The organism is Pantoea agglomerans NBRC 102470 (assembly GCF_001598475.1).
GTDB classification, from domain to species: Bacteria; Pseudomonadota; Gammaproteobacteria; order Enterobacterales; family Enterobacteriaceae; genus Pantoea; species Pantoea agglomerans.
In genome coordinates, this window is sequence record NZ_BCZA01000007.1 from 47,556 (window position 1) to 61,978 (window position 14,423).

At 54.6% G+C, this 14,423-nt stretch carries 13 protein-coding genes; 8 read left to right on the forward strand and 5 right to left on the reverse strand.

Translation table 11 applies throughout. The features are described 5' to 3' along the window. Nucleotides 1–135: 135 nt before the first annotated feature. Nucleotides 136–2,964 (reverse strand): excinuclease ABC subunit UvrA, encoded by a 2,829-nt coding sequence (gene uvrA, locus PAG01S_RS15155; RefSeq protein ID WP_010252182.1) that lies wholly within the window; start codon nucleotides 2,962–2,964, stop codon nucleotides 136–138. A gap of 224 nt (nucleotides 2,965–3,188) precedes the next feature. Here uvrA and ssb1 point away from each other — a divergent pair, with 224 nt between their 5' ends. Further along, nucleotides 3,189–3,752, forward strand: coding sequence for a single-stranded DNA-binding protein SSB1 (gene ssb1 / locus PAG01S_RS15160; RefSeq protein ID WP_010252180.1), 564 nt, complete (start codon nucleotides 3,189–3,191; stop codon nucleotides 3,750–3,752). Nucleotides 3,753–3,823: 71 nt separating this feature from the next. On the opposite strand, the gene PAG01S_RS15165 is transcribed toward ssb1, so the two are convergent. Further along, the gene (locus tag PAG01S_RS15165; protein ID WP_052271218.1) at nucleotides 3,824–4,345 is read right to left on the reverse strand and encodes an isochorismatase family protein; all 522 of its coding nucleotides are present in this window, start codon (nucleotides 4,343–4,345) and stop codon (nucleotides 3,824–3,826) included. A 120-nt stretch (nucleotides 4,346–4,465) separates the two neighbouring features. Here PAG01S_RS15165 and PAG01S_RS15170 point away from each other — a divergent pair, with 120 nt between their 5' ends. Next, nucleotides 4,466–5,293: an AraC family transcriptional regulator gene (locus PAG01S_RS15170; RefSeq protein ID WP_010252176.1), complete on the forward strand. Its 828-nt coding sequence runs from the start codon at nucleotides 4,466–4,468 to the stop codon at nucleotides 5,291–5,293. Between the two features lie 77 nt (nucleotides 5,294–5,370). Then, entirely contained in the window at nucleotides 5,371–6,330 is a 960-nt protein-coding gene (locus PAG01S_RS15175) for a DMT family transporter (protein WP_062759337.1), read from the forward strand. A 924-nt stretch (nucleotides 6,331–7,254) separates the two neighbouring features. On the opposite strand, the gene PAG01S_RS15180 is transcribed toward PAG01S_RS15175, so the two are convergent. Further along, a complete protein-coding gene (locus PAG01S_RS15180) occupies nucleotides 7,255–7,650 on the reverse strand; it encodes a transposase (protein ID WP_003855733.1) in 396 nt (131 codons plus the stop codon). Nucleotides 7,651–8,175: 525 nt separating this feature from the next. On the opposite strand from PAG01S_RS15180, the gene PAG01S_RS15185 reads away from it, so the two are divergent. Next, complete coding sequence (locus PAG01S_RS15185; protein WP_010252170.1) at nucleotides 8,176–9,432, forward strand: oligosaccharide flippase family protein; 1,257 nt, start codon at nucleotides 8,176–8,178, stop codon at nucleotides 9,430–9,432. A gap of 8 nt (nucleotides 9,433–9,440) precedes the next feature. After that, on the forward strand, nucleotides 9,441–10,391 hold the full coding sequence (locus PAG01S_RS15190) for an ATP-grasp fold amidoligase family protein (RefSeq protein ID WP_010252168.1): 951 nt from the start codon (nucleotides 9,441–9,443) through the stop codon (nucleotides 10,389–10,391). 54 nt (nucleotides 10,392–10,445) lie between these two features. Here PAG01S_RS15190 and PAG01S_RS15195 read toward each other — a convergent pair whose 3' ends face one another. Further along, a complete protein-coding gene (locus PAG01S_RS15195; protein ID WP_010252166.1) occupies nucleotides 10,446–10,727 on the reverse strand; it encodes a YjcB family protein in 282 nt (93 codons plus the stop codon). A 254-nt stretch (nucleotides 10,728–10,981) separates the two neighbouring features. Next, nucleotides 10,982–11,407, reverse strand: coding sequence for a superoxide response transcriptional regulator SoxS (soxS, locus tag PAG01S_RS15200; protein WP_010252163.1), 426 nt, complete (start codon nucleotides 11,405–11,407; stop codon nucleotides 10,982–10,984). 100 nt (nucleotides 11,408–11,507) lie between these two features. Here soxS and soxR point away from each other — a divergent pair, with 100 nt between their 5' ends. The 3 genes from soxR to PAG01S_RS15215 all read left to right on the forward strand — a co-directional run bounded on the left by soxR (nucleotide 11,508) and on the right by PAG01S_RS15215 (nucleotide 14,406). Next, on the forward strand, nucleotides 11,508–11,993 hold the full coding sequence (gene soxR, locus PAG01S_RS15205; RefSeq protein ID WP_010252161.1) for a redox-sensitive transcriptional activator SoxR: 486 nt from the start codon (nucleotides 11,508–11,510) through the stop codon (nucleotides 11,991–11,993). Between the two features lie 39 nt (nucleotides 11,994–12,032). After that, nucleotides 12,033–12,698: a glutathione S-transferase family protein gene (locus PAG01S_RS15210; RefSeq protein WP_010252159.1), complete on the forward strand. Its 666-nt coding sequence runs from the start codon at nucleotides 12,033–12,035 to the stop codon at nucleotides 12,696–12,698. 358 nt (nucleotides 12,699–13,056) lie between these two features. Next, entirely contained in the window at nucleotides 13,057–14,406 is a 1,350-nt protein-coding gene (locus PAG01S_RS15215; protein ID WP_062759338.1) for an NCS2 family permease, read from the forward strand. Nucleotides 14,407–14,423: the final 17 nt, after the last annotated feature.

The following is a 14,423-nucleotide window of genomic DNA, read 5'->3' on the forward strand; positions in this document are numbered from 1 at the left end:
GGAACCGCTTAAGGATAGTCAGCGTGGGGAAAAGCGTATATGCCTATACATGTCTGAATCTTGCCTGATTCTGCAATTTTCTGGCTGAATCGACAGGGGAGAGTAAAAGGCCCGCACGCGGCGGGCCTGACAGAATTACTTCTGTAACAGTGGCTTCAGGAAGCGCGCGGTATGTGATTTCTCACACTCCGCCACGGTTTCTGGCGTACCAGCTACCAGGATTTCACCGCCGCCGCTACCGCCTTCGGGACCCAGGTCGACAATCCAGTCTGCAGTTTTGACCACATCCAGGTTGTGCTCAATCACCACGATGGTGTTGCCCTGATCGCGCAGCTTATGCAGCACTTCCAGCAGCTGCTGGATATCGGCAAAGTGCAGGCCGGTAGTCGGTTCATCCAGAATGTAGAGCGTCTGACCGGTGCCACGCTTTGACAGCTCACGCGCCAGCTTCACGCGCTGGGCTTCACCGCCGGAAAGGGTGGTGGCGGACTGACCGAGGCGGATGTAGGTGAGACCCACATCGATCAGCGTCTGCAGCTTACGCGCCAGCGCCGGCACCGCATCGAAGAACTCACGTGCCTCTTCGATGGTCATTTCCAGCACTTCGTGAATGCTCTTGCCTTTGTACTTCACTTCCAGCGTTTCACGGTTATAGCGTTTGCCTTTGCACTGATCGCACGGCACATAAATGTCCGGCAGGAAGTGCATTTCGACTTTCAGCACACCATCGCCCTGACAGGCTTCACAGCGTCCGCCACGCACGTTAAAGCTGAAGCGGCCCGGATTGTAGCCGCGTGAACGCGCTTCCGGCACGCCCGCAAACAGTTCACGCACTGGGGTGAAGATGCCGGTGTAGGTGGCCGGGTTGGAGCGCGGTGTACGACCAATCGGGCTCTGGTCGATGTCGATTACTTTGTCGAAGTGCTCCAGTCCCGCCACGTCACGGTAAGGTGCCGGTTCGGCGATGGTCGCGCCGTTCAGCGCCCGCTGGGCAATCGGGAAGAGCGTATCGTTGATCAGGGTCGATTTACCCGAGCCGGAAACACCGGTAATACAGGTGAACAGTCCGACCGGCAGCGTCAGCGTGACATCCTTGAGGTTGTTGCCGCGTGCGCCAGTAATCTTCAGGACTTTGGCCGGGTCGCCTTTGACGCGCTCCTCTGGCACTGCAATGCCACGCTTGCCGCTCAGGAACTGGCCGGTCAGTGACGCTTCCTGCGCCATGATCTGATCAACCGTGCCTTCAGCCACCACCTGGCCGCCATGTACGCCCGCACCCGGACCGATATCGATCACATGGTCAGCGGCACGAATCGCATCTTCATCATGCTCAACAACGATCACCGTGTTACCGAGGTCGCGCAGATGAATCAGGGTGCCAAGCAGACGTTCGTTGTCGCGCTGGTGCAGGCCGATTGAAGGCTCATCCAGCACATACATCACGCCGACCAGACCGGCACCGATCTGGCTGGCCAGACGGATACGCTGTGCTTCACCACCGGACAGGGTCTCGGCGGAACGCGACATCGAAAGATAGTTCAGGCCGACGTTGACCAGGAAGCTCAGGCGATCGCCAATCTCTTTCAAAATTTTCTCGGCGATCTGCGCACGCTGGCCGCTGAGTTTCATGTTTTCAAAGAAGGACATCGCATGGCCGATGCTCATCTCAGAGATGGTCGGCAGCGTGGTGTTCTCCACGAAGACATGACGCGCTTCACGACGCAGACGGGTTCCTTCACAGCTGGCACAGGCGCGGTTGCTGATAAATTTCGCCAGCTCTTCGCGTACCGCTGAGGATTCGGTCTCTTTGTAGCGGCGCTCCATGTTATTGAGCACCCCTTCAAACGGATGACGGCGTACCGAGGTGTCGCCGCGATCGTTGATGTACTTGAATTCGATGCTCTCTTTGCCTGATCCGTACAGAATCACTTTCTGTACGTTTTCTGGCAGGCTGCCGAACGACGCTTCGATATCAAAATCGAGGTGTTCCGCCAGCGAACGCAGCATCTGGAAGTAGTAGAAATTGCGGCGATCCCAGCCGCGGATTGCACCGCCCGCCAGCGAGAGTTCAGGATTCTGCACCACGCGGTCAGGGTCAAAATATTGCTGTACGCCAAGGCCGTCACAGGTCGGACAGGCGCCCGCCGGGTTGTTAAACGAGAACAGGCGCGGCTCCAGCTCGCTCATGCTGTAACCACAGATCGGGCAGGCGAAGTTAGCCGAGAAGAGCAGCTCTTCTGCGGCGCTGTCATCCATGTCCGCCACGATGGCCGTCCCGCCGGAGAGCTCCAGCGTGGTCTCAAACGATTCCGCCAGGCGGGTTGCGAGATCTTCACGTACTTTAAAGCGGTCAATCACCACTTCAATGGTGTGCTTCTTCTGCAGCTCGAGTTTTGGCGGATCGGAGAGGTCACACACTTCGCCATCAATACGCGCACGGATATAACCTTGCGTCGCCAGATTCTCCAGCGTTTTGGTGTGCTCACCCTTACGATCTTTCACCACCGGCGCCAGCAGCATCAGGCGACGGCCTTCCGGCTGGGAGAGCACCTGATCGACCATCTGGCTGACGGTCTGCGCCGCCAGCGGCACATCATGATCCGGGCAGCGCGGTTCGCCAACGCGGGCAAACAGCAGACGCAGGTAATCATGGATCTCGGTGATGGTTCCCACGGTCGAGCGTGGGTTGTGCGAGGTGGATTTCTGTTCAATGGAAATGGCGGGCGACAAACCTTCGATATGATCGACGTCCGGCTTCTCCATTAACGAAAGAAACTGGCGCGCATACGCAGAGAGCGACTCCACATAGCGGCGCTGACCTTCCGCATACAGCGTATCAAACGCCAGTGAGGATTTACCGGAACCTGACAGGCCGGTTACCACAATGAGTTTGTCGCGTGGGATGGTCAGGTTGATGTTTTTCAAATTATGGGTGCGGGCACCACGAACTTCGATCTTATCCATTCACCTTTCCCGGATTAGCAGCACTCACCGCGCCTTGCCGACACGGCCAGAATAAACGTGTCATTATGGCACAAAAAATAGACTGAATAAATATCCAGTACTCTTAGCCTCTGGCGCGCAGAGTATTAAAACTGGAACCCCGCTCGAAAGTGGGAAACAGACCGCAGGACGTGTTAGAATTGATAGATTAGACTGTATGCATTAACTCATCGGGAGACAGCAACATGGCCAGTCGTGGCGTTAACAAAGTGATTCTTGTCGGGAATCTGGGTCAGGATCCGGAAGTACGTTATATGCCAAATGGTGGCGCTGTTGCCAACATTACGCTGGCTACGTCGGAAAGCTGGCGCGACAAGCAGACCGGTGAAAACAAAGAGATCACTGAGTGGCACCGTGTGGTGCTGTTTGGCAAACTGGCTGAAGTCGCGGGTGAATACCTGAAAAAAGGATCGCAGGTCTATATCGAAGGCCAGCTGCGCACCCGTAAATGGCAGGATCAGGGTGGCCAGGAGCGTTACACCACCGAAGTCGTGGTTAACGTTGGTGGTACCATGCAGATGCTGGGTGGCCGTCAGCAGGGCGGTAATGCCGGTGCAGGCGCTCCAGCCGGTGGTGGCGCGCAGGGCGGTGGCAACAACAATGGCTGGGGTCAGCCGCAGCAGCCGCAGGGCAACAATAACCAGTTCAGTGGTGGCGCGCAGTCCCGTCCGCAGCCGCAGCCACAGAGCGCGCCGGCCAGCAACAACAACGAACCACCAATGGATTTCGACGACGATATTCCGTTCTGATTCCGTTGGCCAGAGAGTACAAAAAAAGCCCGCTTTGCGGGCTTTTTTTATGCGCGGCGTCTGGCGGCCAGCTACGACCATTCCGCCAGAATCGCCTCCGTGCTCAGCACACGCGGCACGTTGCCGGGGATCAGCAGTGAGGCCCACACGTCATTGTGCTGGTTAATCAGTGCTTCGGCGCTGACCCAGCGGCGATCTGCCGTGGTGTGCGCATCGGCGGCAACGGTAATCGCATAGCCCGCACTGGCACCGACTTTTATCGTGGTATCCAGGCAGTAGTCAGTGGCACAACCGCACACCACTAATTCCTCTACCGCCAGCCTCTTTAACAGCGCGGCCAGGTCGGTGTGCCAGAAGCTGTCGCAGGCAGTTTTGGTCACATAGTGTGCGCCAGCAGGCTGAGCGATTTCCGGCAGCAGCTCGAAAGCCGCATTACCCTCGCACATCTCGCCTTCGCGGTGCTGGATAAATATTGTGATATCGGCGCGTTCGGTCAGCCGGTTAATCTGTGCAATCCTTCCCGCTGTGTCGAAGCGTGGCGTGCTGAAGACGCCATTCTGCATATCAATGACCACGACTACCCGCTGTGCCATGCTTAATCCCATCTGGTTTGAAAAAAGCAGTGTTACCTGAGGCATTGCGGAAAGCAATCTTTTGCATTTTCCCCCCTGTCACAGGCATGCTAAACCGACTGGTTAAATAAGGAGAGAGAAGTGGAAGGTGTTCCGGCGAGTTTTCCCTGTGAGAAAGACCGCGCCCGGTTTCAGCAACTCGCCGAGCTGCCCGGTGTGGAACTCTATCAGGCCCACATCTCCCGCTACGCATTTGAACCCCATACCCATGAAGCCTTTGGTATCGGCACCATTGAAGCGGGCGCGCAACGCTTTCGCTACCGCGGCACCGAATATACTGCGCCGGAGAACTCGCTGGTCATGATGAATCCGGATGAGCTGCATACCGGTGAGTCAGCGTGTGAAGAGGGCTGGCGCTACCAGATGATCTACATTCAGCCGCAGCTGATGGATGAACTGACCGGCGATCGCGGCTGGTGGTTCAACGAGGCGCTGTTGACCGATCCGCGCGTGGCACGGCCGCTCTCCCGCACGCTGGCGACACTCTGGCAGGCGGAATCACCACTGGCGCGCCAGAGCCTGCTGGCTGAACTGCTGTTGCAGATTCGTCCGCTGGCACGCATGTCCTCACAGGGCAGACCGGATGCACGGCATCGTTTTGATCAGGTAAGAGACTTTCTGCGCGCGAACCTCGCAGAACCGGTGCGGCTGGATGAGCTGGCGGCGCTGGCCTCGCTTTCGCCGTGGCACTTCTTACGCGCCTTTCGTCAGCACTATCACGTTACGCCGCATCAGATGCTGATGGCTTTCCGGCTTTACGACGCCAAGCAAAGGCTGGCACAGGGTGAAGCGGCTGCCAGCGTTGCGGCGGCGGTGGGATTAACCGATCAGGCCCATCTGACCCGCGCCTTTGCAAACCGTTATGGCATCACGCCGGGCCGCTATCAAAAGCAGGTGCGCCAGCCCTGATACCACCGCAATCTGCTACAAGCATTCCCCGCCCGAACCCGCCACACTGAACGAAAAAGCTATATAAGGAAGAAATTATGTTTGCTGGTGTCATGTTTGCCGTCACCGCCGGACTGCTGTGGGGGCTGATCTTTGTCGGGCCGCTGCTGGTGCCTGACTATCCTGGCGCGCTGCAATCGGCGGGACGTTATGTGGCGTTTGGGCTGATTGCGCTGCCGCTGGCCTGGCACGGTCGTCATCGCCTGCGCAAGCTGGCCCGGGCCGACTGGCGTGAGGCGGTAAAGCTCTCGCTGGTGGGAAACCTCTTCTACTATGCGTTTCTGGCGAACGCCATTCAGCGCACTGGCGGGCCGGTCTCCACCATGATTATCGGCACGCTGCCGGTGGTGATCGCTGTGACGGCCAATCTCTGTTACGGCCATCTTGAAGGACGCCTGCCGTGGCGGCGGCTGTTTCCGGCACTGGTCATGATGGCGGCCGGATTACTCTGCGTGAATGCGGCGGAGCTACAGAGTCAGGGCCACACCCTTGATCTCAGCCGTTATCTGACCGGTATCGCGCTGGCGCTGCTGGCTGTGGTCTGCTGGACCTGGTATCCGCTGCGCAATGCCCGCTGGCTGCGTACACATCCCGAACTGCGGCCCTCGACCTGGGCAACAGCGCAGGGAGTCGTGACGCTGCCGATGGCGCTAATCATGTACGCGCTGGTCAGCGCGCAGCTCGCCTGGCAACAGCCGGCTTTTTCGCTGCCGTTTGGGCCGCGTCCTGCGGTGTTTATCTCCCTGATGCTGGCGATTGGTCTGCTCTGTTCCTGGCTGGGGACCTTATGCTGGAACGCTGCCAGCCAGCGTCTGCCCACCGTACTGATGGGGCCACTGATTGTTTTTGAGATCCTTTTCGGTCTGTTGTGGACTTTTCTCTGGTATCAAAGCTGGCCACCCCTGCTCACCGTGACGGGGATTATTTGTCTGATGGCTGGTGTCCTGTGGGCAATGCGCATTAAACCGCAGCCTCTCGTCGTCGCGGTTAAAGAGTAAACCGCGAAGATTGCCAAAAGACCTCTGCCGCGCGGATAACACGCCGCGCGGCTTTTTAAGATTAAACCCTACCCCGATTTGCTCGCTCTCCGGCAGATTTGTGCCGCGAAATCGATTTCATGCCTCTGCGTAATCGTGCCTTTACCCCCGAAAGCCTCTTTCATCCCCTGTTTGTCAGTGAAAAAACGGGACTGATGGTCTCCTGAACATAGCCATGTTTAGCGTTGCCAGGGAGGAACTGTTCAGATATCGGTCATTAATCAGGAAAAATCGCGCAGCATTATGGACGTTATGCTTTTATCAGCGGCTTTTTATTGCGGTATGGTCCTGAGAAAGGGAGGCTGAAAACCACTATTAACTTCACTCAGTGATGAATGAGTAAGAAAACTCCGCCGCTGCGTTAATAATTAAAGATTAATCTCTGGCATCAATGATGCGCAATGAAGAGAGCGAAAAGATAGACACATAACGTTAGTGATAAGGAGCAATAAACTATTTATCCTGGATTAATCCTGGAGAAAGTATATGCCATTAACCCATTCCCCGGAATTAAACGCAGCCGCAAAAATTTGAGTCAGGTCCAGCATTAACTCAAATATACGGTGATTGTTTTTTGCGCGATGTTTAAATTGGCTTAATGATATTGAGACGATTTAGTTCCGACTATTAGCTGGGCTTACGTAAGAAAGGGAGGGCCCAATCCCGCGTAAACGAGATTGGGAAGGGAAGAGTAGCCGTAGAATGCGAGACGTTTGCTGTTGTGAATCAATTTTACCGCAAAAAAAGAAGCTTAGCCGTGAAGCCATTCATTAGTTATAAATGGAGCGGAAAAGGGTGCCGCAATTGTCCTGTTAAATGATCTTCATCTCTTCTGGTAAGAACAAATCTCAGCGTTAAGTCTAAAAAGCGCGGTAGCATTGGGGTTTAGCGGTTCTCCGTGCCTGACGGATAATGGTATACGCTGCGACTGATATCTAATAAGCGGCAGCTGCGACGGGTGCCAATGTCAAAGGTGGCCTGCAGGAAATCCACAGCCTGACGTTTTTCATTAGTGGTAAAGAAGTGCTTCAGAACACTCTGCAGCATCTCTTTGTCCGAGTTGAGCGTCTGCAGTTCACGCGTGATGTTCTGCAGTTTTTCTTCCAGCTCTTTGATTTTTCTGCCTTCTTCCGAAGACAACCCAGAAAACTTCTTCTTCCAGCTGTAGAACGTGGCTTCAGAGATGCCTAACTCTTCACAAATCTCTCTGACTTTCACGCCCGATTCAGAAGCTTTAATGGCATTTGTGATTTGATCTTCGCTGTATCGTGACTTTCTCATAAATGCTCTTACCTTTCTTATCGATTAATGGATGAGAATGACTTTAATAATTTCTGGCACTGTAAGATTCTATTAAGGCAGTATTAAAGTGCGCGAATTGAATTGCGAAGCCTAAATTAAGATATTTAGAATAAATATCATCATGGGATAAATCTTATTTTATTCTTATCCGGTGGGCGTGCCTTCCTGGAGGGGGATTTTTGTTATAAATTCATCGCATCCAAAATACGAAAAAATTCTACGTACATTGGATATTTAGCCTGACCGACTTGATTAATATGGCGGGAAGGGCTCTTAAAGGTTGTTTTATTTTCAGCCTGAAATCGTTTCCATCTGAAGTGATTCGCGCCATTTATAATAAGAATTATCCTGAATTAACACTCCGGATCATGATTTACATCTCAATTTTCGGACCAGCTTGGTCTGAAGTCTTACATTTTCGCCAGGCCCACTGAGCGCTTATTAATTCGTTACAGGGATGTTGTACCGAAGCGGTTGTAGTTGAGTAATACTAAGGAAGAGTCGATGAAATTGAGCGTAATGTCTAATGCCGCCTGGATGATGTCTGAGAAGATCATCTCCGTTTTTGGCGTCATTTTTGTGACGTCTTACGTGGCGAAATCCTTTGGCCCAACGGTGTTTGGCCAGATGGCGTTTTCTACTTCACTATTTGCGATGGTGCAAACCGTTGCAATCTTTGGCACCGAAACCATTCTGTTTAAACGCGTCAGCAAAAATGCGTCAAAAGGCCTGCGCCTGATGACCATCGCCCGTACGATGAGAATGGTGCTGTTGCTGGTCACTTCGGTGCCAGTCTTAATCTGGGTCTGGTACAACATGCAGGAAAATTTCCTGGCGTTTGCACTGGCCTCATTTGTTGCCTCGGTTTTTGTCACCCAGGACACCTTCAGCGTTTATAACAACGCGCGTCTTGCCTCGCGTCTTAACACCATCGCCAACGCCGTGGGCATGCTGCTGAGTTTCGGCATCAGCTTCACCGTCGCCTGGCTGCGTCTTAATCCGCTCTGGCTGACGCTGTCGATTGTCGCAGTGACTCTGGTGCCTTACCTGATTAAGCGTCACAACTTCTATCAGGACCATCAGGATCAGATGCCACCACGCGAAAAGCGCACTGCCTATCTGCGTTATCTGATGTATGCCGGTCTGCCACTGGCGATCTCCAGCATCTTTATCTCTGTGCAGGTAAAAGCGGCGCAGATGTTCCTGGCAGGCACGGCACCCGCGCGCGACCTCGGGCTGTTTGCGGCGGCGAATACCATTTCCGCCTCATGGATTTTTATCCCGGTGGCGCTCATCACCTCCTGCTTCACTGAAATCTTCAGGGAGCGCGGCGAGGTCGCCATTAAGCTGGCTGCGCGGCTCAATGGCTATGTTATGGCGGTTTCATTGCTGATGCTGCTGATCATTTCGCTTTACGGCGAGCGAATCATCATTGCGTTGTACGGCCCGGAATTCACACAGTCAGGAAGTCTCATTACGTTGCTGTCGATAGCGACCAGCTTTTCGGCAATGGGGACCGTAGCGTATCGCTACATGGTCAAAGAGGGAGGATTTAACTACTTGCTGAGGAAAATCATCTGCCTGATGGTCATCAGTTTGCCGCTCTCCTGGTGGTTGATCCAGGGTCACGGCATCATGGGGGCCGCGTGGAGCGTTTTCCTTTCAGAACTTTTGTCCCTGACCGTAATGAATTACTTCTTTAAAAACGGCGTCATTCAAAAGATTCAGGTTTCCTCACTCAACTACAAAACATACAAATGAGGTCAGATATGCTCAAGTTGAAAGAAGAACTCAGAAGAAGTGTGCAGTATTTTATTAAGAAGATGCCCTGGGCTTATCAGGACCGCATCTACTACTTCCATAAGTTCAGAAAGCTGCCCAATCTGCGTCAGCCAAAAGTGTTCAACGAGAAGGTGTTGTACCGTAAGTTTATCTTCGGCGATTACCAAAGCTATGGTCGTCTGTCAGATAAGTACTCGGTGCGCGAATTCATTGCTGAAAAAATCGGTAATGAATACCTGATCCCGCTGGTACACGAAACGACTGACCCGACCACGCTGAACAGCTTACCCTGCTGGAAGGGGACGGTGATCAAGCCGAACCACGCCTCCAACATGGTAGAGATTCTGCTGGAGGAGCCAGACGCACTGCGCAAGCAGCAGATCATTCATGACTGCTATCGCTGGCTGAAGACCGACTTCGCCAACGAAGCGCGTGAGATTCACTATCGCTACATCAAGCCACGTATCCTGGTTGAGAAGTACATTGGTGATGGCAAAAGCGCGCCGATTGATTACAAGTTTCATATGTTCAACAAGCGTGATGGCAAGTTCGAATATGTGCTGCAGGTGATCTACAACCGCTGCCAGCCGCTGCTGTCGATGAATTTCTACGTGAATAACCTCAATGAGGCCTATCACAAGATTCGCGATACCGGTCTGGATGTCTCACCGATTATGCCGTCACTGGAACATGCGCTCGAACTGAGCAAGAAGCTGGCCAGTGATTTCGACTACGTGCGTGTGGACTGGTATATCCATGACGAGCGCATCTACTTTGGCGAACTGACCTTCACCCCAGGTGCAGGACTGGTCACCGGATTAGATCGTGGTTTAAATCAGATGATGGGAGATATGTGGATTCAGGACCGCCGCGGAACGCAGAGCCCGGGCGTTACAGTGCAGGATGTTAATATTCCTGCCATGTTGAAGAAAATTTAAGCACACACAGCAATATAAAAAACCCCGCTTAGCGGGGTTTTTTATGCGCAAAAATCAGGGCATCGGCCAGTCAGCAGGCGCCTGGCTCATCACATCGATAAAGGCATGCTTTGAGATTTCCAGAAAGTTATGCACGTTATCCATGCTCAGGGTAATGCCCATCAGACCGGTAACAAACCAGCAGGTCATGCCTAAACCAATCCCGCCACACATAAATGCCATCACGTGACGGCTATCCTGACGAAGTTTGGTTTTCAGGGTGCTGGCAAAAAACATCATGATTGCGCTCAGCAATTCCCAACGCATAACAAGTAAACTGGCGGTTAACGTAGCCATCGGCCGGACCTCAATATCAGTAAGTATTCCTGACAATCTGCGGACATCACCGGCGGCGGAAAAGTGTGTCAGGGGGTGCTTTTTCGCCGTCAACCCAGGTTCAAAGTGTGACTTGGGTCACATTATATCACCCGATTTTAAATTTTGAACAAAATTTGACTCTGGTATGGTAGCGGCGTGAGGGAATAGTGAGCAGTAGAAGAAGAACGGCGGGGAAATCAGTCAGATGCGCCCGGGCGGGCGCATCTGAGGGGTCAACGAACCGGACAGCACTCGCCGGTCGTACGCTGGGTGAAGCTACTGATACCGTCATTGCAGCCAAAACTCAGCAGGCGAGGGCGCTGAATCGCCTGGCGGCGCATGGTATGGCGGTAAGCGGTAGGCGTCTGTGAAAACTGACGACGAAACACGCGGGAGAAGGTCTGCTGCGAGTCATAGCCATACTGCATCGCAATATCAAAAACCGGCCGCTGTGTCTGTGACAGCGCTTCCGCTGCCAGCGTCAGACGGCGCTCGCGAATATAGCCACCCAGCGTCTGTTTCGTTACCGAACGGAACATACGCTGCAGATGCCATTTCGAATAGCCCGATTTTGCGGCAACCTCATCGATCGACAGGCTCTTATCCAGGTTCTGGTCAATCCAGTGCGTCAGGGAATGAATGATCTCTTCTTGCATCATGGTCTCATCCTTCTGGTGCTTAATAAGCGGTAATGGGAGTTTAGTGGTTTTGATGGAGAGCGAGTATAATTCCTCAAGTTAACTTGAGGTAAAGAGCCTGATGAAAAAAGAACGCAACTATCCGAAACCGGTCTTAACACCGGGTGAAGTGGCGCGCCGCAGCGGTGTGGCGGTTTCGGCGCTGCACTTTTATGAGACAAAAGGACTTATTTTCAGCACCCGCAACAGCGGCAATCAGCGGCGATACAGCCGTGACGTGCTGCGACGCGTCGCGATTATCAAGATTGCGCAGCGTATCGGCATTCCGCTGGCAACGGTCAGTGACAGCCTGGATCACATTCCGCCTGACAAGCGCATGTCGACACCGGAGTGGGATGCGCTGACGCAGCACTGGCGCGAAGAGCTGGATAAGCGCATTGAAACCCTGACCCGCCTGCGTAATGACCTGGATGGCTGTATCGGCTGCGGCTGTTTGTCGATGCGCGACTGCCCGCTGCGCAATCCCGGCGACCGGCTGGGTCAGCAGGGCTCGGGTGCGGTGCTGCTTGACCCGGAACAGGATGATAAACATCCGGATGTGGAGTGACGTCTATACTTGGTGAAGGTCAAAACACAGGGAATCATGATGATCACCGTTCACCATCTTGAGAAATCGCGCTCGCATCGGGTGCTGTGGCTGCTGGAAGAGCTGGAAGTGCCGTACCAGATTAAACGCTATCAACGCGAACCGACCATGCTGGCCCCGGAGGCGCTGAAAAAAGTGCATCCACTGGGAAAATCACCGGTCATTACCGACGGGAACCAGGTAGTGGCAGAGTCAGGTGCCATTCTCGAATACCTTGAAGAGAAATATGATCACGAGTTCCGGCTCAAAGTGAGTGATGAGGCGTCACGGCTGCAGTGCCGCTACTGGCTGCACTATGCCGAAGGCTCGCTGATGCCGCTGCTGGTAATGAAGCTGATCTTCGGTCAGATGGGTAAAGCACCGGTGCCGTGGCTGCTGCGCCCGGTCGGGGCGGCATTCGGTAAAGGCGTGCAGAAGGCGTTTCTGGATAAACAGCTTAAGCCACACATGCAGATGATCGAACAGCATCTGGCTGCAAATCCCTGGTTCGCCGGTCAGCGCTTCAGTATCGCTGATATCCAGATGAGCTTTCCGCTGCTGGCGCTTGCGCGACGTGCCGGACTGGAGCAGATGCCCGCCAGCCAGAAATGGCTGCAGACTGTGCAACAGCGTGCCGCCTGGCAGCGCGCGATCGATCAGGGCGGCGAGCTTTCGCTGCCAGGTTAATTCCCCTCTTCCACTGGCGGGTCGTGTCTCATCACGGCTGCGCCAGTGCGCATCCCCCTGAAAATCGCGTTAACTTCAGGGCGTCAGCGTTTGACGTCGGCCTGGGCCACGTGGCTGCTGGCGACTTAAGCCTGATCTTTATGCTGAAGAATCTCCCTCTGACAGTTGAAAATGTGCCGCTAAACGCCGGATAATCGCATGCCTTTTTATCTGGCCGCTTCTGGCGGCCAACTATCTGCGGCAAGGTAAACGTTTGCCTGCCGGGTAAAACCCGACAGTGACGCCGTCTACCCGCTTATTCCAGGGACAGCGATGGTCGCAGAGCGATCCACACAACAAAAATTTTTGAGGCTCAACTATGTCAACTGAATCACGCCCGGCCAGTGGAAAACTGGACGCCTGGTTCTCGATCTCGGCGCGCGGCAGCAGCGTGCGCCAGGAAATTCTGGCCGGACTTACCACCTTCCTGGCGATGGTCTACTCCGTTATCGTGGTGCCAGGAATGCTGGGCAAGGCCGGTTTTCCCCCTACTGCCGTGTTTGTCGCCACCTGCCTGGTTGCCAGCTTTGGTTCCATCATTATGGGACTGTGGGCCAATCTGCCGATGGCGATTGGCTGTGCAATCTCCTTAACCGCCTTTACCGCTTTCAGCCTCGTGCTGGGCCAGCACATCAGCGTGCCGGTAGCGCTGGGCGCGGTGTTCCTGATGGGCCTGCTGTTTACCCTGATCTCAGTGACCGGCATTCGTGCCTGGATCCTGCGTAATCTGCCGATGGGCGTGGCGCACGGCACTGGCGTCGGAATTGGCCTGTTTTTGCTGCTGATTGCGGCTGACGGTGTAGGCCTGGTAGTGAAAAATCCGGCTCCGGGCCTGCCGGTGGCGCTGGGGCATTTCACCACCTTTCCGGTAATGATGACGCTGCTGGGACTGGCAGCGATTATTGGACTGGAGAAGCGCCGGATGCCCGGCGGTATTCTCATGACAATTATCGCCATTTCGCTGCTGGGGCTGATTTTCGATCCGGCGGTGAGCTACAAAGGATTGTTTGCGCTGCCGAGCCTGCGTGATGCCAGCGGTGAGTCGCTGCTGTTCAGTCTCGACATTATGGGCGCGATGCAGCCGGTCGTGCTGCCAAGCGTGCTGGCACTGGTGATGACGGCGGTCTTTGACGCGACCGGCACCATTCGCGCGGTCGCGGGTCAGGCAAATCTGCTGGATAAACAGGGCCAGATTATCAATGGTGGCCGTGCGCTGACTAGCGACTCCGTCAGCAGCCTGTTCGCGGGTCTGGTGGGCGCGTCACCGGCTGCGGTTTATATCGAATCGGCGGCAGGAACGGTGGCGGGCGGCAAAACCGGTCTTACCGCGATTGTGGTCGGCCTGCTGTTCCTTGCCATTCTGTTTATGTCACCGCTGGCGTATCTGGTGCCGGCTTACGCCACCGCCCCCGCGCTGATGTATGTGGGTCTGCTGATGCTGAGCAACGTGGCGAAAGTGGACTTCAATGATTTTGTCGATGCGATGTCGGGCCTGTTAACGGCGGTGATTATCGTGCTCACCTGTAACATCGTAACCGGTATTATGATCGGCTTCGCCAGCCTGGTAGTGGGGCGTCTCTTCGCGGGGGAATGGCGTAAGCTCAACGTCGGCACCGTCATTATTGCTATCGCGCTGGTGGCGTTTTACGCCGGTGGCTGGGCGATCTGACTGTACAACCGGGCGTG

What these genes read in the sequence shown, in the direction of transcription:
- soxS (WP_010252163.1), bottom strand. Translation starts at nt 11,407, where the DNA reads ATGATGCAAGAAGAGATCATTCATTCCCTGACGCACTGGATTGACCAG.
- PAG01S_RS15190 (WP_010252168.1), top strand. Translation starts at nt 9,441, where the DNA reads ATGCTCAAGTTGAAAGAAGAACTCAGAAGAAGTGTGCAGTATTTTATT.
- PAG01S_RS15165 (WP_052271218.1), bottom strand. Translation starts at nt 4,345, where the DNA reads ATGGCACAGCGGGTAGTCGTGGTCATTGATATGCAGAATGGCGTCTTC.
- uvrA (WP_010252182.1), bottom strand. Translation starts at nt 2,964, where the DNA reads ATGGATAAGATCGAAGTTCGTGGTGCCCGCACCCATAATTTGAAAAAC.
- PAG01S_RS15210 (WP_010252159.1), top strand. Translation starts at nt 12,033, where the DNA reads ATGATCACCGTTCACCATCTTGAGAAATCGCGCTCGCATCGGGTGCTG.
- PAG01S_RS15195 (WP_010252166.1), bottom strand. Translation starts at nt 10,727, where the DNA reads ATGGCTACGTTAACCGCCAGTTTACTTGTTATGCGTTGGGAATTGCTG.
- soxR (WP_010252161.1), top strand. Translation starts at nt 11,508, where the DNA reads ATGAAAAAAGAACGCAACTATCCGAAACCGGTCTTAACACCGGGTGAA.
- PAG01S_RS15185 (WP_010252170.1), top strand. Translation starts at nt 8,176, where the DNA reads ATGAAATTGAGCGTAATGTCTAATGCCGCCTGGATGATGTCTGAGAAG.
- ssb1 (WP_010252180.1), top strand. Translation starts at nt 3,189, where the DNA reads ATGGCCAGTCGTGGCGTTAACAAAGTGATTCTTGTCGGGAATCTGGGT.
- PAG01S_RS15215 (WP_062759338.1), top strand. Translation starts at nt 13,057, where the DNA reads ATGTCAACTGAATCACGCCCGGCCAGTGGAAAACTGGACGCCTGGTTC.
- PAG01S_RS15175 (WP_062759337.1), top strand. Translation starts at nt 5,371, where the DNA reads ATGTTTGCTGGTGTCATGTTTGCCGTCACCGCCGGACTGCTGTGGGGG.
- PAG01S_RS15180 (WP_003855733.1), bottom strand. Translation starts at nt 7,650, where the DNA reads ATGAGAAAGTCACGATACAGCGAAGATCAAATCACAAATGCCATTAAA.